We start from the raw sequence: 22,036 nt of genomic DNA, 5'->3' as shown, positions 1-22,036 counted from the left end.
TCCGCCACGGCGGCGCGACCCGCGCTCAGGGCGCGCCGCTTTCCGATTTCGCCTCCTCCTGCTCGGCACGCTCGTAGGACCATTCCTGCGCCGCTTCCAGCGCCATGGGCGACGATGTCGGCATGACGCCCACATAGGCGCCGGTCTCCCCGGCGGGCAGCGACGGGCGGCGCGTCATGCGCCAGCCGGCATAAGCGGAGATCGCGGCGAAGAGCGCGATCAGGAACAGCCAGAACGCCTGCGGCCCCGCCGCCTGCATCGCCCACCCGGCGATCAGCGGCCCCGAGATCGCGCCCAGCCCGTAGACGAAGACGAGCCTGCCGGAGGCGGCCGGCATGTCCTCCACCTCGAGGTAGTCGTTCGTGTAGGCGACGAAGAGCGAATAGAGCGGCGAGGCCATGCCGCCCATCACGAAGGCCGCCGCCATGAGCGGCCAGAGCGCAAGGTCCGAGAGGTAGCCGAGCAGGCAGGAGGCCGCGCCGATCGCCGCGAGCGAAAGGATCAAAAGCCGCCTGTCCATGCGGTCCGAGACCCAGCCGATCGGGTATTGCAGCACGAGGCTGCCCGCGAAAAGCATCGCGACGAAAAGCGCCACCTGATCCACCGTGAGGCCCGCCTGCGACCCGTAGACCGCCCCCATCCCGGCCTGCGCCGCGAAAACGCCGCCGAGCAGGAAGATGCCCACCGTTCCGAGGGGCGAGGCCTCGTAAAGCCGCCGCAGGCTCATAGGCTTGGTGATCTCGGCCGCGGGCACCGGCGTGGCCGACAGGAGGATCGGCCCGAAGGAAAGCGACACGAGGATCGAGGCCGCGATGAAAAGCGTGGCGCCGCCCGCGTCCGCGCGCGTCAGAAGCCCCTGGGCCGCGATCATGCCCAGCGTCTGCGCCAGCATGTAGGCCGACAGCAGCTTGCCGCGGTTCTCGTTCGTGGCGGCGTTGTTGAGCCAGCTTTCCGCGGTGACGTAGACGCCCGACATGCAGAAGCCGAGCGCGAGGCGAAAAAGCGTCCAGGCCCAGGGCTCCGTCAGCAGCGGAAAGGCGATGAGCCCCGCGGACATGAAGGAGCCGAGCGCGGCGAACACCCGGACATGGCCCACGTTCCGGATCAGGCGTGGCGCGAGCCGCGCGCCTGCGAGAAAGCCCGCGAAATAGCCCGAGGTCACGACCGCGAGCGCGGAGGCCGAGAAGCCCTCCAGCCCGCCGCGCACGCCGATCAGCGTGGACTGCATGCCGTTGCCGATCATGATGAGCGTGATGCCGAGCAGTAGCGCCCAGACGCCGCCCAGAACCTGAAGCATCGCGCTCTCCTCCGACGGGCGGCCCCGTTCGGCCGGGCGGTCTGACCGTATGACGCCAACCCGATTCGCGAGAGCCGGTCAACGCGATTGCATTCGCGCGCCCGGCGCGCTTTCATGGTGGCCATGTCGGACAGCAAGCAACCGGGCCTCGGCGACGCCTATGCGCTCTCCGGGGCCGCGGACGCCCGGCGGCTATACGCCGACTGGGCGGACACCTACGACGCCGCCTTCGCCGAGGCGAACGACTACCGCCCGCCCGGGGTGGTGGCGCGGCTCTTCGCGGAGGCCGGCGGGACGGGGCCTGTCCTCGACGCCGGCGCCGGAACCGGGCTCGGCGGGGTCGCCCTCGCCGCGCACGGGATCGGACCGGTGGACGCGGTGGACCTCTCGCCCGAGATGCTCGCGGTGGCAGAGCGCAAGCGCGTCTACCGCGCCCTCGTCGAGGGCGACATCCTCGCCGGGCTTCCCATCGCGGACGGCGCCTATGCCGGGGTCGTCAGCGCCGGGACGTTCACGCTGGGCCATGTCGGGCCCGCGGGCTTCGACGAACTCCTGCGCGTGGCCGCGCCGGGCGCCCTGCTGGTGATCTCGGTCAACGCGCGCGCCTTCGAGAGCGACGGCTTCGCGGCGAAGATGGCGGCGCTCGCGCCCGCGATCGAGGATCTCGCCACGGTGGAGGAGCCGATCTATGGCCCCGGCGCCACGGGCGCCCACGCCGGCGACACGGCGCGCGTGCTGAGCTTTCGCAAGCGCCCGGGTTGATTTTTCGCCCCCGCCGGCACGGCCGTCTTGAACGCGGACCGCGCGACACGATGTGAGGCGCTGCCGGACGCCTTCGGGGGCTGCGCGCCGGCGGCGACATCGCCGTGCCGCCCCCCGGGAGACGCGACCATGACATGGCTTCTTCTGGCATCGGGACTTGTCCTGCTTCTGGCGGGAGGCGAGGCGCTGGTGCGCGGCGCCGTGCTCGCCGCCACGCGCCTCGGCGTGTCGCCGCTCGTCATCGGCCTCACGCTCGTGGGCTTCGGCACCTCGACGCCCGAGCTGGTGGCGAGCCTTCAGGCCGCAGCGGCGGGCGCGCCGGGGCTCGCGCTCGGCAACGTCGTCGGAAGCAACATCGCCAACGTGCTCCTGATCCTCGGCCTCGCGGCCGTCATCGCGCCGGTCGCCGCGTCGCGGGGCGCCTTCCTGCGCGACGGCGCCGCGGTGGTGGGCGCGAGCCTCGCCCTCGCGGCGCTCGCGCTCCACGGCACGGTCGGGCGCCTCGCCGGCGCGGCGCTTCTGGTGGCGCTCGCGCTTTACACGCTGAACGCGCTGCGCTCCGAGCGCACCGGCTGGGAGGATGTGGCGACGGAAGAAGACACGCCCCAGGGCAGGCTCTGGCGCGGGCTCGGGCTGGCCGCGCTCGGCATCGCGGGCGTCGTCATCGGCGCGGAGTTCCTCGTGCGGTCGGCCCTCGTGCTCGCCCGCGGCTTCGGCGTTTCCGAGACCGTGATCGGCCTCACGCTGGTGGCGGTCGGCACCTCGCTCCCCGAGCTCGCCACCTCCGTCGTCGCGGCGCTGCGGCGCCAGAGCGCGCTGGCGCTCGGCAATGTCCTCGGGAGCAACCTGTTCAACATCCTCGGCATCGCGGGCGTCACGGCGATGGTGACGCCGCTTCCCGTGCCGCCCGAGATCGCGGGCCGCGACGTGTGGGTCATGCTCGCCGCGGCTCTCGCCCTCGCCGCGGCGGGGGTGACCGGGTGGCGTATCGACCGCCGCGAGGGCGCGGCCTTTCTGGCCGCCTACGCGGGCGTGCTGGCGCTCCAGCTCGGCCTCGTCTGAGGCCGGGTCAGGACGCGTAGTCGGCGCCTTCCTCGTCGAGGATCGCCCGAAGCTCCGCGAGATGCAGCTCGCCGCCGCTTTCGTACTGCTCGATCTGGCGGGCGGTCGTCTCGGCGACGTCGTCGGACAGCACCTTGAGCGGCTGGCCGGTCTGCAGCGCGCGGATGTAGGTCTCGGCCGCCCGTTCGAAGTAGTAGAGCCGGTCGAAGGTCTCGGCCACCGTGTCCCCGATCACCATGACCCCGTGGTTGCCCATGATCATCACCTTGCGCTTCGGGTCGTCGAAAAGCCCGGCGCAGCGCTCGCCCTCCGCCTCGAAGGCCAGCCCGCCATAGCCGGTGTCGATCACCGTCCGGTCGTAAAAGGCGGCGGTGTTCTGGTCGATGGGCGGCAGGCGCGGATCCTCCAGGCAGGCGAGCACGGTGGCGTGGATCGAGTGGACGTGCATGGCACAGCGCGCATGGGGCACGCGCCGGTGCAGCGCCCCGTGCAGGCCCCAGGCGGTGGGGTCCGGCGCGCCCGGACGCTCCAGCGTCGCGGGATCGTTCGCGTCCACGAGCAGGAGATCCGAGGCGCGTACCCGGGCGAAGTGCTTCTGCGGGTTGATCAGGAACCGCGTGCCGTCCTCGTTCACGGAAAGCGAGAAGTGGTTGGCCACCGCCTCGTGCATGCCGAGCCGCGCGGTCCAGCGCAGCGCCGCCGCGAGGTCGCAGCGCTCGGTCCAGTGATCGAGGTTCGGTCGGGATGCGGGGGCGTTCATGGCGTGTCCTCCTTGGCAGGGTGGATGGGGCGCGACGGGACCCAGGCGTAGCCGTCCAGGTCCAGGATGCAGGCCTCGCGCAGCCCGTGCGGCTTGTCGGTGGCGGGCTGGAGCACGACGCCGCCCGCGGCTTCGGCGCGCGCGGCGGCAATGTCGGGGTCGGTGTCGTAAAGACGGATTTCGAGCCCCGCGCCCCGCGCGCCCGCCTCGGGCAGCAGGCCGGGCAGCGGATGGCTGCCGTAGGTCGCGTCGGCATGGAGCTGGAAGAGCTGCGCGCCATAGGCCGCGATGGCGAAATCGGCGCTCTCGCGGTGGGTCGCGATCCCGAACACGTGGCGCAGGAACGCCGCGCTGCGGGCCACGTCGCGCACGAGCAGGTTGAGGCCGAGGCCGCGCAGCGACCGGCCGAACGCGTCGGGGCTGACCGTCTCGAAATCCATCGCGCGCCTCCCGGAGCGGAGCTTGATCGCCCCCCGCGGAGGTGTCAACTTGGCCCCTGTTCCCCCGACCGTCCCATCAGTCAGGATCCCTCATGCACAGTTCCCCGCCGCGCGTCGTCAGCCCGGACCAGCCCGCGCCACGGGATTTCCACGACCCCGATGCGGCGGTGGAGCACCTGAAAGCGCTTTACGAGGGGGCCTGCGCCTTTCTTCACGAGCGGTTCGAGGTGGCGATGCGCGATGGCGATCCGGGCGTGCGCTACCGCGCCTTCTATCCCGAGATCCGGCTGACCACGACCACCTTCGCCCAAGTCGACAGCCGCCTGAGCTTCGGCCACGTCGCCGAGCCCGGAACCTATGCCGCCACGGTGACGCGGCCCGACCTCTTCGCGAACTACCTGCGGCAGCAGATCGGTCTGATCGTCGAGAACCACGGCGTGCCGGTGATGATCGGCCCCTCGGACACGCCGATCCCGATCCATTTCGCGGTGGCGCAGCAATCCCTTCTGGGCGTCCCCCAGGAAGGCGCGGCGAGCTTCACGCTGCGCGACGTCTTCGACGTTCCGGACCTCTTCACGACGAACGACGACATCGTCAACGGCCTCGCCTGGGCGAGCGGCGCGCAACCCGCGCCCCTCGCGCCGTTCACGGCGCAGCGCGTGGACTATTCGCTCGCGCGGCTGCGCCACTACACCGCGACGGATCCCGCGCATTTCCAGAACCACGTCCTGTTCACCAACTACCAGTTCTACGTCGAGGAGTTCGAGGCGGTGGCGCGGGCGAAGCTCGCCGATCGCGGCAGCGGCTACACCAGCTTCGTCGCCACCGGCGACGTCGAGATCACCAGCCCCGACGCTGAGATCCCGCTCTTGCCGAAACTGCCGCAGATGCCCGCCTATCACCTCAAGCGGCCCGACGGGCAGGGCGTCACGCTCGTCAACATCGGCGTCGGACCGTCCAACGCGAAGACGGCGACGGATCACATCGCGGTGCTGCGGCCGCGTGCCTGGATCATGGTGGGCCATTGCGCCGGCCTGCGTACCAACCAGAAGCTGGGCGATTTCGTCCTCGCCCACGCCTACCTGCGCGAGGACCGGGTGCTCGACGACGATCTGCCGGTCTGGGTGCCGATCCCGGCACTCGCCGAGATCCAGATCGCGCTTCAGGAGGCGGCCGCCACCGAGACCGAGATGGCCGGCTACGACCTCAAGCGGATCATGCGCACGGGCACCGTGGCCAGCGTCGACAACCGCAACTGGGAACTGCGCGAGCACACCGGGCCGGTGCAGCGGCTGAGCCAGTCCCGCGCCATCGCGCTCGACATGGAATCCGCCACCATCGCCGCCAACGGCTACCGGTTCCGCGTGCCCTACGGCACGCTTCTGTGCGTCTCGGACAAGCCGCTTCACGGCGAACTCAAGCTGCCGGGCATGGCCTCGGACTTCTACAAGACCCAGGTGGCGCGGCATCTGCGCATCGGGATCCGGGCGATGGAACTCATCGCGGCGATGCCGCTGGAGCGGATCCACAGCCGGAAACTGCGCAGTTTCGACGAAACGGCCTTCCTTTGAGCGGGAAAACGCGCGAAACGTTGCCGTAATACCATTAAACCCGCTTGTATGCGGCCACCATTTGTTGTGTTTGTTGCCCACATGAAGTTATATGATCGAAGCGAGGCCCAAGATTGCGGGCAGTGGAAGGAGACCAGGAAATGGCCAAACCGATGACCAAGACCCAGCTTGTGGCCGCGCTGGCCGAGGAAATGGGCAGCGACAAGAAAACCGCCGGCGCCGCGCTCGACGCGGTATGCGGGCTGATCACCCGCGAGGTGGCGGATGGCGGCGCGGTGACGCTTCCCGGTGTCGGCAAGTTCTACCTGCGCGAACGTCCCGAGCGCATGGTGCGCAACCCCGCCACCGGCGAGCAGTTCAAGAAGCCCGCCGACAAGCAGGTGAAGGTCACCATCGCCAAGGCGCTCAAGGACAGCGCGAACGGCTGACGCCCGCCTCGTCCGGGTGACAGGGGCCGCCCGTGGGCGGCCCTTTTCTTTGCCGCGCCCCCGTGGCACATGCGTGGGACCGGCCTGTCCCACGGCAGGCCGGGCGGGCATGGCGCGGGGTTTGCGAGGCTTCCTTCCGGAATGCTTTCGCCCGCGATGGGAGGGGGCCGGCGGCTTGGACATTCGCGCGATCGTTCTGGGGCTGGCCTTCGCGGTGATGTGGTCCTCGGCCTTCAGTGCGGCGCGGATCATCGTGGCCTCGGCGCCGCCGCTTTCGTCGCTTTCGCTGCGGTTCCTGATCTCGGGTCTGATCGGCGTCGCCGTGGCCCGGTATCTCGGGCAGTCCTGGCGGCTGACGCCGGCGCAGTGGCGCGCCACCGTCGTTTTCGGCGTCTGCCAGAACGCGCTCTACCTGGGGCTTTACTGGATCGCCATGCAGACGGTGGAGGCCTCGCTCGCCGCGATCATCGCCTCGACCATGCCGCTTCTGGTGGCGCTGTCCGGGCGGGTCTTCCTCGGCGAGCGGATCCGGCCGCTCGGCCTCGCCGGCCTCGTGGCGGGTTTCGTGGGCGTCACGCTCATCATGGGCGCACGCTTCCAGGGCGGGGTCGATCCCTACGGCCTGGCCCTTTGCGTCGTCGGGGTGGGGGCGCTGACCGTGGCGACGCTCTCGGTGCGGGGCGCCTCGTCGGGGGGCAACTTCCTGATGGTCGTCGGGCTTCAGATGCTCGTGGGCTCGGCGGCACTGGCCGTGCCCGCGGCCATGCTGGAGACGATCGAGGTCGACTGGTCGTGGCGGCTGGGGCTGGCCTACGCCTACACGATCCTCGTCCCGGGCCTCGCCGCCACGCTGGTGTGGTTCCTGCTGGTGGATCGCGTGGGCGCGGTGAAGGCGGCCACCTTCCACTTTCTCAACCCGTTTCTCGGCGTGGCGATCGCGGCGCTTCTGCTGGGCGAGGCGCTCGGTCCGCTCGATATCGTGGGCGTCACCGTGATCGCCTTCGGCATCCTGGCGGTGCAACTGTCGCGCCAGCAGCGCGTGCCGGCCGCGGCGCGGCGCGGCTAGCCGAGGATCGCCAGAAGAACCGTCAGCGTGAAGAAGGCGCCCGTCGTGGCGCCGAGGAGCGCGAGCGAGGCGATGCCCTCGTGGCCGTAATCCTGGGCGAAGAGCGCGTAGATCCCGAACATCGGCATGGCCGCCGACAGCACGACGGCGAGGCGGAGATCCGGGTCGGCGACGTGGAACCCGATGAGCGGCAGCACCACCAGCGCGAGCGCCGTCATCGCCGGATGCAGCAGGAGCTTTCCGGCGACGATTTCCGCGGCGAGCATCCGGTTGCCGCGCACCGGCAGCCCGACGAGCGAGCCGCCTATCACGAAAAGCGCGATCGCCCCGGTGGAGGACGCCAGAAGGTCGAGCAGCCGCGCCACGCCGGAGGGCACCGAGAGCCCGGCCAGCGACACCGCGAGCCCTGCGAGCAGCCCCAGCACCATGGGCCGCCGCACCACGCCCCAGATGAGGGCCTTCAGCCGCGGCCAGATGCTGCCGACATGCGAGGGGCGCGAGCCTTCCAGCAACAACAGCGTGAGGGGAATGAGCACGAAATTCTCGACCACGAGGTTCATCGCGAGGATGAGCCCCGCGTCCTCCGGCAGCAGCAGCAGCATCAGCGGGTAGCCCACATAGCCCGAGTTCGGACAGCTCGACCCCATCACCGCGATGGCCTTGCGCGCCGGGCCTGTGCCGCGCAGCGTGTGCCAGGTCCAGGCCAGCGCGATGGTGGCCAGCCCGCCCGCGAGAAAGACCGCCATGTAGTTGGGGCTCACGCTTTCGGTGAGCTTGCGGCCCGCCACCGCGGAAAAGAGCAGCGCGGGCAGCGCCACGTTCATCACGAAAAGGCCCAGAACGCGCATGTCCTCGGGGCGGAAGGCCCCGAAGCGCACCGAGCCGTATCCGAGCCCCACCAGCGCGAAGATGGGAAAGGTGATCGCCAGGATGTCGAGCACGGGGTCTAGCCAATCGGCCCCCGCGCGCCGCCGGTCTGCGCACGGTCGAGAAGCAGGTGATCGAGCAGGACGCAGGCCATCATCGCCTCGCCCACCGGCACCGCGCGGATGCCGACGCAGGGATCGTGGCGGCCCTTGGTGACGATCTCGGTCGCCTCGCCCGAGAGGGTGACGGTGCGCCGCGGCGTCAGGATCGACGAGGTGGGCTTCACCGCGAAGCGCACCACGACCTCCTGCCCGGTGGAGATGCCGCCCAGCACCCCGCCCGCGTGGTTGGAGGAATAGACCGGCTCGCCGTCATTGCCCATGAATATCTCGTCGGCGTTCTGGCTGCCGGTCAGTTCGGCCGCCGCCATGCCCTCGCCGATCTCCACGCCCTTCACGGCGTTGATGCTCATCATCGCGGCGGCGAGATCGGTGTCGAGCTTGCCGTAGACCGGTGCACCGAGGCCGGGCGGCACGCCCGACGCGACCACCTCGATCACGGCGCCCGCGCTGTCGCCGGACTTGCGCAGAGCGTCGAGATAGGCAGCCCAGTCCTCGGCGGCCTGCGGGTCGGGGCACCAGAAGGGGTTCCCGTCGATCACCGCCGCGTCGAAGCGCGCGCGGTCGATGGCGTGCGGGCCGATGCGGGTCATGTAGCCCCGGATTTCCAGGCCCGGCGCCAGCGCGGCCAGCGCGGCGCGCGCCACGCCGCCGGCGGCGACCCGCGCCGCCGTCTCCCGCGCGGAGGAGCGCCCGCCGCCACGATAGTCGCGGATGCCGTATTTCTGCCAGTAGGCGATGTCGGCATGGCCGGGGCGGAAGGTCTTGGCGATCTCGGAATAGTCCTTGGAGCGCTGGTCGGCGTTGCGGATCAGAAGCTGGATCGGGGTGCCGGTGCTCTGCCCCTCGAAGACGCCCGACAGGATCTCCACCGCGTCGGGCTCCCGCCGCTGGGTCACGTACCGGCTTTGTCCCGGCTTGCGCCGGTCGAGCCAGAGCTGGAGCGCGGCCTCGTCGAGCGCGACGCCGGGCGGGCAGCCGTCCACCACGGCACCGAGGGCGGGGCCGTGGCTTTCGCCCCAGGTGGTCACGCGAAAGACGTGGCCGAAGCTGTTCAGGCTCATGCGAGATGGTCCTCCTGACTGGGCGGTCTAGCCCGCGCACCCCCTCCTCTCAAGCGGTTTCGCCTTGAAGGGCCAAGGGCGGCGGTCTAACGTCACGCTCACCTCGGGGTGGCCCGCACGCGCGCGGGCCTGAGATGCCGGACGGCGAACCCGTTGAACCTGAACCGGTTAGGACCGGCGGAGGGAAGGGACAGGACCAACGGGGCAGATCGCCCGCCTCCCCTGACTTGCTCCGCCCGTCGCAAGAAAGGAGCAAGACGATGCGCGCTTCGATGATTGCCACGGGTCTCGTCGCCGCCGCCACGGGCGCGGCGGGCCAGACCCCCGAACTCACCGTCTACACCTATGACAGCTTCGTCTCCGACTGGGGCCCCGGCCCGCAGATCGAGACGGCCTTCGAGGAGGTTTGCGGCTGCGACCTGCGCTTCGTGGGCGCGGGCGACGGCGCCGCGCTCCTGTCCCGGCTGCGGCTCGAGGGCGAGAGGACGCAGGCCGACGTGGTGCTGGGACTCGACACGAACCTGACCCATGCCGCCCGCGAGACGGGACTTTTCGCCGAGCACGGGATCGCGGCGGAATTCGACCTGCCGGTGGCGTGGGACGATCCGCATTTCCTGCCCTTCGACTGGGGCTATTTCGCCTTCGTCCACGAGGCGGGCCTCGACGCGCCGACCTCTTTCCGCGCGCTGGCGGAAAGCGATCTCGACATCCTGATCCAGGATCCGCGCTCCTCCACGCCCGGCCTCGGGCTTCTGATGTGGGTGAAGGCGGCCTATGGCGACGAGGCGGGCACGATCTGGGAAGGGCTCTCCGACAACGTGGTCACCGTCACGCCCGGCTGGTCGGAGGCCTACGGGCTCTTCCTCGACGGCGAGGCGGACATGGTCCTCTCCTACACCACCTCCCCGGCCTATCACCTGATCGCCGAGGACGATCCCTCCAAGGCCGCCGCGCCCTTCGAGGAGGGGCACTACATGCAGGTCGAGGTGGCGGGCATGCTCGCCGGCACCGAGCAGCCCGACCTCGCCCGGCAGTTCCTCGAGTTCATGACCGGTCCCGGCTTCCAGTCCGTGATCCCGACCACGAACTGGATGTACCCGGCGGTCATCCCGCCCGAGGGTCTGCCCGAGGGCTTCGAGACGCTGATCGCGCCCGAGACGGCCCTTCTGCTGCCGCCGGCGGAGGCCGCGGCGCTTCGCGGCCCGGCGCTCGAGGAATGGCGCGCGGCGCTGGCGCGCTAGGCGCGCCGCCCTGGGCGGCGGCGGGCGCGGCGCTTTTCGTCGCCGCGCTCGTCCTCGCCCCCGTGATCGCGGTGATCTGGACCGCTGGCGCGGCGGGGCGGCTCGGCCCGGGCGACTGGGCCGCGGTGCGTTTCTCGCTCACCCAGGCCGCGCTCTCGGCGCTTCTGTCGGCCGCGCTCGCCGTGCCCGTGGCGCGGGCGCTGGCGCGCCGCCGGTTCCCGGGGCGCGGCGCGCTCGTCACGCTGCTGGGCGCGCCCTTCATCCTGCCGGTGGTGGTGGCCGTCTTCGGGCTTCTCGCCGTGTTCGGGCGCAACGGCATCGCCAGCAACCTGCTGGACCTCGCGGGGCAGGAGCCGCTGTCGATCTACGGCCTGCACGGCGTGGTGCTCGCCCATGTCTTCTTCAACCTGCCGCTGGCCACGCGGCTTCTGCTTCAGGGCTGGCTCGCCATCCCGGGCGAGCGGTTCCGCCTCGCCGCCGCGCTCGCCCTGCCGCCGGGGACTGTGTTCCGCCTGCTCGAGCTTCCCATGCTGGTGCGCGTGCTGCCCGGCGTGGCGGTGGTGATCTTCGTCATCTGCCTGTCCAGCTTCGCCGTGGCGCTGATCCTCGGGGGCGGGCCGGCGGCCACCACCGTGGAACTCGCCATCTACCAGGCGTTCCGCTTCGAGTTCGATCTCGGCAAGGCGGCGGCCCTCGCGCTCGTCCAGCTGGCGCTCGCGGGCGGCGCGGCGATGCTCGCCGCGCGCCTCGCCCTGCCGCCGGCCATGGGCGCCGGGCTGGACCGGGTGGTGCCGCGCTGGGACGCCGACCGCCCGGGTCTGCGGGTGCAGGACGCGCTGTGGATCGGGGCGGCCGCCGGTTTCCTGCTGGTGCCGCTCGCCATGATCGTGATCGACGGGGTGCCGGGGCTGGCGCGGCTGCCGGGCAGCGTGTGGACGGCGGCGGGGCGCTCTGTCGCCGTCGCGCTCGTCTCCACCGCGCTCGCCATCGCGCTCGCCCTCGCGCTGGCGAGCCGGCGGGGCGAGTTGCTGGCGGTGCTCGCCATCGCCGTCTCGCCGCTCGTGCTCGGGACCGGCCTTTTCCTGATCCTCCGACCCGTGGCCGCGCCGGGCGACGCGGCGCTTCCGGTGACCGCCCTCGTCAACGCGCTGATGGCGCTGCCCTTCGCGCTGCGCGCGATCCGCCCCGAGCTCGAGGCGGTGCGGGCCGATTACGGCCGCCTCTGCCTGTCGCTCGGCCTGACCGGGCGGCGGTTCTGGACGCGGGTCGCGCTGCCTCGGCTGCGCCGCCCGCTCGGTTTCGCGGCGGGGCTCGCCGCGGCGCTCTCCATGGGGGATCTCGGCGTGATCGCGCTCTTCGCCGACCCGGAGCGCGCGACGCTGCCCTTGCAGATGTATCGGCTCATGGGGGCCTACCGCACGTCGGACGCGGCCGGCGCCGCGCTTCTTTTGCTGCTGCTCAGCCTCGCGCTCTTCTGGGCCTTCGACCGCGGGGGGCGTATCGATGCTCGCGCTTGAGCGGCTTGTCGTCACGCAGGACACGTTCCGGCTGGAGGCGGATCTTACCGTCCCGGTGGGCCGCATCGTGGGCGTGATCGGCCCTTCCGGCGCGGGCAAGTCCACCCTGCTCAACGTGATCGCGGGGTTCTTCCCGCCGAGCGCCGGGCGCGTGCTCTGGGACGGGCGCGACATCACCGGCCTGCCCCCGGCCCGGCGGCCCGTCGCCATGCTCTTCCAGGAGGCGAATCTCTTTCCCCATCTCACGGCCGCCCAGAACGTGGCGCTTGCCCTCACGCCGCGGGCGCGGCTCTCGCGAGCCGAGGCCGCGGAGGTGGAACGGGCGCTCGACCGGGTGGGCCTTTCCGGGCTCGGCGAACGGCGCCCGGCGCAGCTTTCGGGCGGCCAGCAGGGGCGCGTGGCGCTGGCCCGGGCGCTCTTGCAATCGAAGCCGCTTCTGCTGCTGGACGAGCCCTTTTCCGCGCTCGGCCCCGCCCTGCGCGGCGGAATGCTCGACCTCGTCCGCGAGATCGCGGAGGAAACCGGCGCGACCGTCCTTCTGGTCAGCCACGCCCCCGCGGACGCCCGTCGCATCGCGGACGACATCCTGCTGGTCGCGGAGGGCCGGGCCGCCGCGCCGGTGCCCACGGCGGAGATCCTCGCCGCGCCGCCGCCCGCGCTGCGGGCCTATCTCGGGGACTGAGGGGGCGGCGTGACGCCGCGTTCTCGGGTGACATCCCCCGCGCCCGGAGGCAGGTTGACCCCGTGTGAGGAGGACCCGCCGATGACCGCCTATCCGAGACTTCTGGAACCGCTGGACCTGGGCTTCACGCAGCTTCCCAACCGGGTGCTCATGGGCTCCATGCACACCAACCTCGAGGAGCTCGGCGACTGGAACCGTATCGCGGAGTTCTACGCCGAGCGGGCCCGCGGGGGCGTGGGCCTCATGGTGACGGGCGGCATCGCCCCCAACCCGGAGGGCGCGGTCTTTCCCGGCGCCTCGGCGCTGGCCAGCGACGAGGACGTGGCCCACCACCGGATCGTGACCGAGGGCGTCCACGAGGCGGGCGGCCGGATCGCGATGCAGATCCTGCATGCCGGCCGCTACGCCTACGGCAAGGACTGCGTGGCGCCGAGCGCGATCAAGTCGCCCATCTCTCCCTTCGTCCCGCGCGAGCTCGACGAGGCGGGCATCGAGAAGCAGATCGCCGACTTCGCCGCCACCGCCGCGCGGGCGCGGGAGGCGGGCTACGACGGCGTCGAGATCATGGGAAGCGAGGGCTATTTCATCAACCAGTTCCTCGTCACCCACACCAACAAGCGCACCGATCGCTGGGGCGGGCCCTACGAGAACCGGATGCGCCTGCCGGTGGAGATCCTGCGCCGCGTGCGCGCGGCCGTGGGGCGCGACTTCATCGTGATCTACCGGCTCTCGATGATCGACCTCGTGCCCGAGGGCTCCACCCACGAGGAGGTGGTCGAACTCGCCCGCGCGGTGGAGGAGGCCGGCGCCGACATCATCAACACCGGCATCGGCTGGCACGAGGCTCGGGTGCCCACCATCGCCACCTCGGTGCCGCGCGCCGGTTTCGCCTGGGTGACGAAGAAGCTCATGGGCAAGGTCGGCGTGCCGCTGGTGACGTCGAACCGGATCAACACGCCGGAGGTGGCCGAGAAGGTGCTGGCCGAAGGCTGCGCCGATTTGGTGAGCATGGCCCGGCCCTTCCTCGCGGACGCGCATTTCGTGAAGAAGTCCGCCGAGGGGCGCGCCGACGAGATCGCGCCCTGCATCGCCTGCAACCAAGCCTGCCTCGACCACACCTTCAGCCTCAAGGTCTCCTCCTGCCTCGTGAACCCGCGCGCTTGCCACGAGACCGAGCTGGTGATCGCGCCCGCCGCAGCCCCGAAGCGCGTCGCGGTCGTGGGCGCCGGGCCCGCGGGGCTCTCCGCGGCGATCACCGCGGCGGAGCGGGGCCACGATGTCACGCTGTTCGAGCGGGACGCGGTGATCGGCGGGCAGCTCAACCTGGCGCGGGTGATCCCCGGCAAGGAAGAGTTCCACGGCCTCGTGGACTGGTATGCGCGGATGCTCGACGTGCACGGCGTCGCGCTTCGGCTGGGCAAGGCGGCGACGGCGGCCGATCTCGCCGCCTTCGACGAGGTGATCGTGGCCACCGGGGTCAATCCCCGCGATCCGGGCATCCCGGGACAGGACGGGCCCAACGTGCTGGGCTACGCCGAGGTGTTGCGCGGCGCCGAGGTCGGGCCGCGCGTGGCTGTCGTGGGCGCGGGCGGCATCGGCTTCGACGTCGCCGAGTTCCTCGTCCACGCGGGTGAAAGCCCCACCGAGAACCTTGCCCTCTGGCGCGAGGAATGGGGCGTCGGCGACCCGGAGGACCGCCGCGGCGGCCTGGCCGAGCCGCATCCGCACCCCGCGGCGCGGAAGGTCACGCTGCTGCAGCGCAAGGCGGAAAAGCCGGGCCGCCGCCTCGGCAAGACGACGGGCTGGATTCACCGCGCGAGCCTCAGGATGAAGGGCGTCGAGATGCTCTCGGGCGTCAACTACGAGGGCATCGACGCGGGCGGCCTGCATGTCTCCTTCGGGGAGGCGCGCGAGCGGCCCACCCGCATCGAGGCCGACACCATCGTTCTTTGCGCCGGGCAGGAGAGCGAGCGCGCCCTTGCCGAGGCGCTCGAGGCATCGGGCGTTCGCGCGCATGTGATCGGCGGCGCGGACGTGGCCGCGGAACTCGACGCCAAGCGCGCCATCGACCAGGGCACGCGGCTCGCGGCGGCGCTCTGATGCGGCCCATAGGTCTCATCGGCGGGATGAGCTGGGAAAGCACGGCGGTCTATTACCGCCTCCCGAACGAGCGCGCGCGCGAGCGGTTCGGCGGCCTGCACTCGGCGGAGATCCTCCTCTGGTCCGTGGATTTCGCCCGGATCGAGCGGATGCAGGCCGACGGCGACTGGGCGCGGGCGGGAGAGGAGCTCGCCGCGATCGCGCGGCGCCTGGAGGCGGCCGGGGCGGGCTGCACCAACACCATGCACAAGGTCGCGGGCGAGGTAGCCGGCGCGGTGCGCGTGCCGCTCGTCCATATCGCCGACGCCACGGCCGCGGCGGTGCGCCATGCGGGCTGCAAACGGCCGCTCCTTCTGGCCACGCGCTACACGATGGAGCAGGATTTCTACCGCGGCCGCCTCACCGAGCTTGGGGTCGAAACCGCGATCCCGCCCGAGCCCGCGCGCTCGGAGGTGCACAGCGTGATCTACGAGGAGCTTTGCCGCGGCCAAGTGCGCCCCGGGTCCCGGGCGCGCTACGTGGCCGCCATCGAAGACGCCGCCCGGGCGGGCGCGGACGGGGTCATCCTGGGCTGCACCGAGATCGGCCTGCTGATCGGCCCGGGCGACACGGACCTTCCCCTTTTCGACACGACCGCGCTTCATGCCGATGCGATCCTCGAGGCGGCGATTACACCTCTGAGTTGAATGTCGCAGGTTTGATCGTTTCCTACCGTTGAACTGGCACACTCAAACCGCCGTATTGTCGGCCCAGAGTCCAAAAACCGCCGGATTTTCCACCGATACCCGACCCTGCTGCCAAATATAGTGTTGAAAGGGTAAATCGTATGGATCGGCTCACGGAAATGGAGGCGTTCGCCACCGTCGTGGACCAGGGGGGGTTCACGGACGCGGCGAAGAAGCTGGGGATTTCTAAATCCGCCGTCTCCAAGCATGTTTCGTCGCTGGAAGCGCGTCTGGGGGCGCGTCTTCTCAACCGCACGACGCGCCGGGTCAGCCCGACGGAGATCGGGCTTGTCTACTATGACCGCGCGCGGCGCGTGCTCAACGACGCCGGCGAGGCCGACGCGCTGGTGACCTCGATGCAGTCGGCCCCGTCGGGGCTGCTGCGGGTCTCGGTGGCCACCGATTTCGGTGTGAACCATCTCTCTCCCGTGCTCGGGGACTTCCTTCAGGAATTTCCCGACATCACGGTCAACATGGTTCTGAGCAACCGCTACGTGGAGCTGATTTCCGAAGGCTTCGACATGGCGGTGCGGATCGGCGAACTGGAAGACTCGAGCCTGCGGGCGCGCAAGCTCACGGAAACGACCAAGCGCATGATCGGCTCGCCGTCCTACTTCCAGAAATTCGGACGCCCGCAGCGGATCGACGACCTGAACGAGCACAAGCTCCTGCACTATTCGAGCCAGTCCTCGGGCAGTGTCTGGCGCGTGACCGCACCCTCGGGCGAAAAGCGCCAGGTGCGCACCGCGGGCTGGCTTTCGGTGAATGACGGGCAGTCGCTTCTGAACGCCTGCATCGCCGGGCTCGGGATCGCCTACCTGCCGTCCTATCTTTATGCCGACGCGATGGCGCAGGGGCTGGTCGAGGACGCGATCCCCGATCTGCCGGTGGAATCCCACGGCATCTACGCCGTCTACCCGCCGGGCCGCTTCACCCAGCCCAAGGTGCGCGCCTTCATCGATTTCCTCGTCCACCAGTTCGCGGAAAAGGGTCCGACGACGTGGTAAGCGCGCCGCCGCGCCCGCAGCCGGGCGCGCGGCGGGGCTGCCGCATCGGCTCGCGTGCGAGGCGCTCCGGGGCAGCGGCCGCAGATTCGATACGAGGGCGGCGGGCCGCGCCCGCTCAATCGGCGGCCGGCTCCACGACGGCCACGATCGGACCCATCCATCTTCCAAGGTCGGAGCGACCAAGCCCGGGGGCGTACAGGCGCGAGACGTTGCCGTCGAGGTAAAGCGCCTGGGGCAGGCCCAGGCGGTCTCGGAAGAGCCGCCCGAACTCGTGAAAGGTGACGGGGCGCCCCGAGATGGCGAAGACGACGCGGTCTCCCGCCTCGGTCGCGCCGACGCCGTTGCGCATGAAGCGCGACGTGCTGTCGGCGAGAAACCTGGGGTGCAGCGCGCCGTCAATCACCAGCATGGGGCCCGATTGCGTGGCGTGGCGACACTCCGGCCCGGTCTCGGCGAAGCGCCGGGTCTCGATCACCCGCGCGCGTGCGGCCTCTATGCACAGAACGCCGTTCGGCAGAAGCCCGAAATTGCCCGGTCCGGCCGATGTGACGAGAGACATCGTCTGCTCGCCGTCCTCGACGTAAAGGCCGACGGGCGCGCGGTCCTGGTGATACATGCCCGCGTTCATGGCGAAGGCGAGATGCCGTCCGCGCGCGCCCAGCGCACGCTCCAGCGTCGAGAAATGCCCGTAGGGCACGCCATCCGCGCCGGCGTGAAAGAGCCTCAGCTCTTCCCGCGCCGGATCCACCTCGCAGACCGTGTAGGGGATGCCGTCATGCGTCAGATCCCGGCATTCCACGCCGTGTGCCCCGCCGGCGAGAGCCAGCGTAAAGGCGAGCGCGGCAAGGCCGCGGATCACTCTTCCAGATCCCGCCGCACCGAGGGCTGCTCGAAAAGGCGCCGCGTCTCGTCCATCCTGTCGAATGTCTCGTCGATCACGAAGCGCAGCTCCGGCGCGTATTTCAGCGTGAGCTCGCGCGACACGGCGCGCCGCAATTCGCCACGGTTGCGGTCCAGAAGCGCGATGGCGTCTTCCTGTCCGCGCCCGCCAAGCGGCATGACGTAGACGGTCGCCACCTTCAGGTCGGGCGAAGCCCGCACCTCCGCGACGGTCAGCGACAGCCGGTTGAGCTCCGGGTCGTGGATATCGCCACGGTTCAGAACGTCGGAAAGGGTGCGCCGGATCAGTTCCCCGACGCGAAGCTGGCGCTGGCTGGGGCCCTGTTCGGCATGATTGCGGGATCGCGACATGGCCGACAGATATGCCCTCCCGCGGGCTTTGCCAAGCGGTGCCGGAGGCGCTAAGGAGGCCGCGCCTTGTCGGGAGGAATACGGGATGGCCGATCTGCCGGGGATCGTGGTGACAGGCGCCTCGGGGCGCATGGGACGGATGCTGGTTCAAACGGTGCGCGACTCGGAGCGCGCGCGCCTGTCCGGCGCGGTGGAACGGCCGGGACACCCCTGGATCGGGTGCGACCTGGGCGAGGCGATGGGCGGTGCGCCCCTCGGCGTCACGGTGAGCGAGGATCCGCTGGAGGCCTTCGCGTCCGCGCGCGCGGTTCTCGATTTCACCAGCCCCGACGCCACTGTCGCCTTCGCCGAGATCGCCGCGCAGGCGCGCCTCGTTCACGTGGTCGGGACCACCGGATTCGACGACGCGCATCTCGCGAAACTGCGCGCCGCGGCGCGCCACGCGACGATGGTGCGTGCCGGCAACATGAGCCTTGGCGTCAATCTTCTGACGCTGCTGGCCCGCAAGGTCGCGGAGGCGCTCGACGACGATTACGACATCGAGATCGTCGAGGCGCACCACCGCCACAAGGCCGACGCGCCCTCGGGCACCGCGCTGATGCTGGGCGCGGCGGCGGCAGAGGGCCGCGGGGTCGCCGTGTCGGAGGTGGCGGACCGTGCCCGCGACGGGATGACCGGTGCGCGCAGGCGCGGGGCCATCGGGTTTCACGCCGTGCGCGGCGGGGACATCGTGGGCGAGCACGAGGTGATCTTCGCCGGCGAAGGCGAGCGCGTCTCGCTGCGCCACGTGGCCAGCGACCGGTCCGTGTTCGCGCGGGGCGCGCTTCGCGCGGCGCTCTGGGGTCTGGACAAGGGGCCGGGCGAATACGACATGATCGACGTGCTGGGCCTCGCGGAGGAACGCAAAGACTGATCCGGCCCGGCTGTAACACCGTAATCCCCTTCAAACGAAGAGGATGCCGACCATGCGTATACTTGTTGCAGCCACGCTCGCGCTCGTCCTCGGGACGCTTCCGGTCCGGGCGGATTTCGCGCAGATCACCGACCGGTCCCAGTTCATGGACCTCGTCGTGGGCAAGGAACTCACCCGCCCGCTCGTCCGCCTCCAGGTCGAGCCCGACGGCGCCATCCGCGGCACCGGCGCGCTGCGCGAGGTCAGGGGCGCCTGGAAATGGCAGAGCGGGTTGTTCTGCCGCGACCTCTACTGGGGCGAACGGGACCTGGGCTACAATTGCCAGACCGTCGAGATGAGCGGAAACACCGTACGCTTCACCGCCGATCAGGGGCAGGGCGACCACGCGGATTTCCGCGTTCGCTGAGGGTCGTCACCCCTCGGCCGCCATCCGGCGTGCCATGTCCAGCATCCGGCAAGAGAAGCCCCACTCGTTGTCGTACCACCCGAAAAGCCGGGTCAGATCGCCGGCGACGGACGTGCCCGGCCCGCTCATGATGATGGACTCGCACCGTCCGCGCAGGTCGGTGGAGACGAGTGGCACCTCGATCCAGCCGAAGACATCTGAGCCTTCGGCCGCATCCCGCAGCGCCGCGTTGACGTCCTCGGGCGGGGCCGGACGTCTCAGTCTTACCGTCAGGTCGATGGACGAGACGCTCGCCGTGGGCACACGCAGCGCCCGCGCCTCCACCCGGCCCCGGAGGGATGGCAGCACCTCGCCGATGAGCGCGCCCGCGCTTGTCGTGGTGGGGACCATCGACAGCGCGGCGGCGCGCGAGCGTTCCGGCGTGCCGCGGGGCTTGTCCACGGTGGGCTGGCTGCCCGTGTAGCAATGCACCGTGGTCATCTGCCCGCTCTCCACGCCCCAGCTGGCGTCTAGGAGTCGCAGCAGCGGGGCGAGCGCGTTCGTCGTGCAGGACGCGTTGGAGACGACGGGCTGCCCGGCCAGCCGCTCGTCGTTGGCACCCAGCACGAGCGTGACGTCCGCCGCGGGCGACGGACCCGAGATCAGCACCCGCCGCGCCCCGGCATCGAGGCCCGCCTCGGCCACGGGCCGGGATGTGGCAAGCCCGGTGCATTCCAGCACCACGTCGACGCCGGACAGGTCGAGCGCGCGCAGATCCTCCGCCTGGTGCAGCGGAATGCTGTGGCGGCCGGCCTGCAAGGCGCCGTTGCGGGCCGTCACCGGCTCGGGCCACGGCCCGAAGACGCTGTCATACCCGAAAAGATAGGCCATGAGATCGGGCTCGGCGATGTCGTTCACCAGGACAAGCTCGATGTCGCGCGCCTCCGACAAGATCAGGCGCATGAGCGTGCGCCCGATGCGCCCGAAGCCGTTGATCGCTACCCGAACGGGTCTGCCTGTCATTTCCGTCATCCTCGCCGCGTCGTCGAAACGCTCGCTATCAGAGCGGCGCGCGCGCGCCCAGCCCTGCACGCGCCGGGCTGGACGTTTCAGAAGTCGATCGCCAGCCCCTTGCGCTCCCAGTCGCCGTAGCGCACGGGCTCGGGGCCGTCGCGGCCCCCGAGCTCGGGCGGAAGCTCCAGGGATTTCGCCTTTCGGCGGCGCTCCTCGGCCTCGGCCAGGGCGCGCTGCGCGGCGGGCGGAAGGTCGCGCCGCGCGTGGTCTGCGGTTGTTTCGGGCGTGTCGTCGGCCATCTTCTTCCCTCGCGGTCTCGCCGCTGATATAGACCGCGCCTTCGCCACCGCCAAGCCGAGGCCCCCATGACAGCCACCGCGCCCGATCCCGTCGCGCCCGATCCGGGGCACGGACGCGCCGCCCGGCGCGGCGCGCTCGCGCTGCTCGACGCCGTGACCGGCGAGGCGCAGACGCTGTCCGAGGCCGATGGCCGCATCGCGCAGCTTGCGCCGCCCGATCGCGCGCGTGCGCTTCGTCTCGCCCGCGACACGCTGCGCGGGCTTGCCCGGGCCGACGCGCTGCTTGCGCCGCATCTGCGCCGCGCGCCGCCCCGGATCGTGCGCAACGCGCTTCGGCTCGGCACGACGGAACTTGCCAGGGGGGCGGCCGCGCATGGCGCGGTGAACGACTGGGTGACGATCGTGGGCACGCTGGGCCGCAAGGCCGCGCCCGCACGCGGGATGGTGAACGCCGTGCTGCGCAAGATGGCGACCGAGGCGCCGGGCCGCTGGGACGCGCTGCCCGTGCCCGAGCTGCCGGCATGGCTTCGCGATCCGCTTCTGGACGCATGGGGCGCCGACGCGGTGGCGGCGATGGAGGCCGCGCATCTCGCCGGCGCGCCGCTCGACCTGACGGCGCGGGGCGATCCGCGCGATCTGGCCGCGCGGCTCGCCGCGGAGCTGCTGCCCACCGGCTCGGTGCGGGTGTCGGGCAACGCCCGGGTCTCGGCCCTGCCCGGCTACGCGGAAGGCGACTGGTGGGTTCAGGACGCGGCGGCCGCGCTGCCGGTCCGCCTTCTCGCGCCCCGGCCCGGCGAGCGGGTGCTGGACCTCTGCGCCGCGCCGGGGGGCAAGGCGCTTCAGCTTGCCGCGGCCGGGGCCGAGGTGACCGCGGTCGACATGTCGCCAGAGCGCCTCGCGCGGGTGGCCAGCAACCTCGCGCGTACCGGTCTGTCGGCCACGCTCTGCGCCGAAGACGCGCGCGCCCACGCCGGCGGACCCTACGACGCGGTGCTTCTGGACGCGCCCTGTTCGGCCACGGGCACGATCCGCCGCCATCCCGACCTGCCCCATGTGCGGGACGGCTCGGGCATCGACGCGCTCGTCGCGCTTCAGGCCGAGATGCTGGATCACGCCCTGACCCGGCTCGCCCCCGGGGGGCGCCTCGTCTTCTGCACCTGTTCGCTTCTGCCCGAAGAGGGCGAGGGGCAGGTCACCGCGGCCCTCGCCCGTCATCCCGGGCTGGTCGCGGACCGGGCGGCGCTGGATCGCCCGGTCCTCGACCCGGCCTGGCGAAGCGCCGAGGGCGGGCTGCGTCTGCGCCCCGACTACTGGGCGGCGTCGGGCGGCATGGACGGGTTCTACATGGCAGTGCTGCGCCGCGCCTGACAGGCACGCGCCTTGCGCGTCGCCGAAGGTGACTTGGCCTTTCCACGCGCCTATACTGCGCGCGATCGCGCACGCCCGAGAGGCGCGGAACCGGGGCA

The 22,036-nt window shown here is 71.1% G+C and carries 23 protein-coding genes and 1 riboswitch; of the genes, 14 read left to right on the top strand and 9 right to left on the bottom strand.

The window, feature by feature from the left end:
* Positions 1-25 precede the first annotated feature (25 nt).
* On the bottom strand, positions 26-1,297 hold the full coding sequence (locus tag AB6A65_RS09045) for an MFS transporter (protein ID WP_371038048.1): 1,272 nt from the start codon (positions 1,295-1,297) through the stop codon (positions 26-28).
* A gap of 123 nt (positions 1,298-1,420) precedes the next feature.
* On the opposite strand from AB6A65_RS09045, the gene AB6A65_RS09040 reads away from it, so the two are divergent.
* Together AB6A65_RS09040 and AB6A65_RS09035 are read left to right on the top strand one after the other, a co-directional pair.
* On the top strand, positions 1,421-2,059 hold the full coding sequence (locus AB6A65_RS09040; protein WP_371038047.1) for a class I SAM-dependent methyltransferase: 639 nt from the start codon (positions 1,421-1,423) through the stop codon (positions 2,057-2,059).
* 129 nt (positions 2,060-2,188) lie between these two features.
* Positions 2,189-3,121 (top strand): calcium/sodium antiporter, encoded by a 933-nt coding sequence (locus AB6A65_RS09035; RefSeq protein WP_371038046.1) that lies wholly within the window; start codon positions 2,189-2,191, stop codon positions 3,119-3,121.
* Positions 3,122-3,128: 7 nt separating this feature from the next.
* On the opposite strand, the gene AB6A65_RS09030 is transcribed toward AB6A65_RS09035, so the two are convergent.
* Both AB6A65_RS09030 and AB6A65_RS09025 read right to left on the bottom strand, forming a co-directional pair.
* On the bottom strand, positions 3,129-3,881 hold the full coding sequence (locus AB6A65_RS09030) for a class II aldolase and adducin N-terminal domain-containing protein (protein ID WP_371038045.1): 753 nt from the start codon (positions 3,879-3,881) through the stop codon (positions 3,129-3,131).
* The gene (locus AB6A65_RS09025; RefSeq protein ID WP_371038044.1) at positions 3,878-4,321 is read right to left on the bottom strand and encodes a VOC family protein; all 444 of its coding nucleotides are present in this window, start codon (positions 4,319-4,321) and stop codon (positions 3,878-3,880) included. Before AB6A65_RS09025 ends, AB6A65_RS09030 begins: the two co-directional genes overlap by 4 nt.
* A 92-nt stretch (positions 4,322-4,413) precedes the next feature.
* Between AB6A65_RS09025 and AB6A65_RS09020 the strand changes: the two genes are divergently transcribed.
* From AB6A65_RS09020 to AB6A65_RS09010, 3 genes are all read left to right on the top strand, one after another.
* The gene (locus AB6A65_RS09020; RefSeq protein WP_371038043.1) at positions 4,414-5,892 is read left to right on the top strand and encodes an AMP nucleosidase; all 1,479 of its coding nucleotides are present in this window, start codon (positions 4,414-4,416) and stop codon (positions 5,890-5,892) included.
* Positions 5,893-6,032: 140 nt separating this feature from the next.
* Positions 6,033-6,320 carry an HU family DNA-binding protein gene (locus AB6A65_RS09015; protein WP_371038042.1) on the top strand — a complete coding sequence of 96 codons (288 nt, stop codon included), beginning with the start codon at positions 6,033-6,035 and terminating at the stop codon, positions 6,318-6,320.
* A 175-nt stretch (positions 6,321-6,495) separates the two neighbouring features.
* A complete protein-coding gene (locus AB6A65_RS09010) occupies positions 6,496-7,386 on the top strand; it encodes a DMT family transporter (RefSeq protein ID WP_371038041.1) in 891 nt (296 codons plus the stop codon).
* Here the strand turns inward: AB6A65_RS09010 and AB6A65_RS09005 are convergent.
* Together AB6A65_RS09005 and aroC are read right to left on the bottom strand one after the other, a co-directional pair.
* On the bottom strand, positions 7,383-8,327 hold the full coding sequence (locus AB6A65_RS09005) for an AEC family transporter (RefSeq protein ID WP_371038040.1): 945 nt from the start codon (positions 8,325-8,327) through the stop codon (positions 7,383-7,385). The genes AB6A65_RS09010 and AB6A65_RS09005 overlap by 4 nt on opposite strands.
* A 5-nt stretch (positions 8,328-8,332) precedes the next feature.
* Entirely contained in the window at positions 8,333-9,436 is a 1,104-nt protein-coding gene (gene aroC / locus AB6A65_RS09000; protein WP_371038039.1) for a chorismate synthase, read from the bottom strand.
* Between the two features lie 94 nt (positions 9,437-9,530).
* Positions 9,531-9,639: riboswitch (TPP riboswitch) on the top strand.
* 57 nt (positions 9,640-9,696) lie between these two features.
* On the opposite strand from aroC, the gene thiB reads away from it, so the two are divergent.
* The 6 genes from thiB (at position 9,697) to AB6A65_RS08970 (ending at position 16,708) form a co-directional block, all read left to right on the top strand.
* Positions 9,697-10,677: a thiamine ABC transporter substrate binding subunit gene (gene thiB / locus AB6A65_RS08995; protein ID WP_371038038.1), complete on the top strand. Its 981-nt coding sequence runs from the start codon at positions 9,697-9,699 to the stop codon at positions 10,675-10,677.
* Positions 10,653-12,194: a thiamine/thiamine pyrophosphate ABC transporter permease ThiP gene (locus AB6A65_RS08990; RefSeq protein ID WP_371038037.1), complete on the top strand. Its 1,542-nt coding sequence runs from the start codon at positions 10,653-10,655 to the stop codon at positions 12,192-12,194. Before thiB ends, AB6A65_RS08990 begins: the two co-directional genes overlap by 25 nt.
* Positions 12,181-12,876 (top strand): ATP-binding cassette domain-containing protein, encoded by a 696-nt coding sequence (locus tag AB6A65_RS08985; RefSeq protein ID WP_371038036.1) that lies wholly within the window; start codon positions 12,181-12,183, stop codon positions 12,874-12,876. Before AB6A65_RS08990 ends, AB6A65_RS08985 begins: the two co-directional genes overlap by 14 nt.
* 81 nt (positions 12,877-12,957) lie before the next feature.
* A complete protein-coding gene (locus AB6A65_RS08980; protein ID WP_371038035.1) occupies positions 12,958-14,976 on the top strand; it encodes an FAD-dependent oxidoreductase in 2,019 nt (672 codons plus the stop codon).
* Positions 14,976-15,662 (top strand): aspartate/glutamate racemase family protein, encoded by a 687-nt coding sequence (locus AB6A65_RS08975; RefSeq protein WP_371038034.1) that lies wholly within the window; start codon positions 14,976-14,978, stop codon positions 15,660-15,662. The genes AB6A65_RS08980 and AB6A65_RS08975 overlap by 1 nt, the downstream gene beginning before the upstream one ends.
* A 140-nt stretch (positions 15,663-15,802) precedes the next feature.
* Positions 15,803-16,708, top strand: coding sequence for a LysR family transcriptional regulator (locus AB6A65_RS08970; protein ID WP_371038033.1), 906 nt, complete (start codon positions 15,803-15,805; stop codon positions 16,706-16,708).
* A 115-nt stretch (positions 16,709-16,823) separates the two neighbouring features.
* On the opposite strand, the gene AB6A65_RS08965 is transcribed toward AB6A65_RS08970, so the two are convergent.
* Both AB6A65_RS08965 and rbfA read right to left on the bottom strand, forming a co-directional pair.
* Entirely contained in the window at positions 16,824-17,567 is a 744-nt protein-coding gene (locus AB6A65_RS08965; RefSeq protein ID WP_371038032.1) for a phosphodiester glycosidase family protein, read from the bottom strand.
* A complete protein-coding gene (gene rbfA / locus AB6A65_RS08960) occupies positions 17,564-17,959 on the bottom strand; it encodes a 30S ribosome-binding factor RbfA (RefSeq protein WP_371038031.1) in 396 nt (131 codons plus the stop codon). The genes AB6A65_RS08965 and rbfA overlap by 4 nt, the downstream gene beginning before the upstream one ends.
* A gap of 85 nt (positions 17,960-18,044) precedes the next feature.
* On the opposite strand from rbfA, the gene dapB reads away from it, so the two are divergent.
* Positions 18,045-18,872: a 4-hydroxy-tetrahydrodipicolinate reductase gene (gene dapB, locus AB6A65_RS08955; protein WP_371038030.1), complete on the top strand. Its 828-nt coding sequence runs from the start codon at positions 18,045-18,047 to the stop codon at positions 18,870-18,872.
* Positions 18,873-18,924: 52 nt separating this feature from the next.
* Positions 18,925-19,278 carry a dihydrodipicolinate reductase gene (locus AB6A65_RS08950; protein WP_371038029.1) on the top strand — a complete coding sequence of 118 codons (354 nt, stop codon included), beginning with the start codon at positions 18,925-18,927 and terminating at the stop codon, positions 19,276-19,278.
* A gap of 6 nt (positions 19,279-19,284) precedes the next feature.
* Here the strand turns inward: AB6A65_RS08950 and AB6A65_RS08945 are convergent, their stop codons facing one another.
* Both AB6A65_RS08945 and AB6A65_RS08940 read right to left on the bottom strand, forming a co-directional pair.
* Positions 19,285-20,280, bottom strand: coding sequence for a type I glyceraldehyde-3-phosphate dehydrogenase (locus AB6A65_RS08945; protein WP_371038028.1), 996 nt, complete (start codon positions 20,278-20,280; stop codon positions 19,285-19,287).
* A gap of 86 nt (positions 20,281-20,366) precedes the next feature.
* A complete protein-coding gene (locus tag AB6A65_RS08940) occupies positions 20,367-20,570 on the bottom strand; it encodes a DUF1674 domain-containing protein (protein WP_371038027.1) in 204 nt (67 codons plus the stop codon).
* A gap of 66 nt (positions 20,571-20,636) precedes the next feature.
* On the opposite strand from AB6A65_RS08940, the gene AB6A65_RS08935 reads away from it, so the two are divergent.
* A complete protein-coding gene (locus AB6A65_RS08935) occupies positions 20,637-21,938 on the top strand; it encodes an RsmB/NOP family class I SAM-dependent RNA methyltransferase (RefSeq protein ID WP_371038026.1) in 1,302 nt (433 codons plus the stop codon).
* Positions 21,939-22,036 lie beyond the last annotated feature (98 nt).

The sequence above is a fragment of the Rhodosalinus sp. FB01 genome (assembly GCF_041365715.1).
Lineage (GTDB): Bacteria > Pseudomonadota > Alphaproteobacteria > Rhodobacterales > Rhodobacteraceae > Rhodosalinus.
This window is presented reverse-complemented; position numbering and strand designations above follow the sequence as displayed.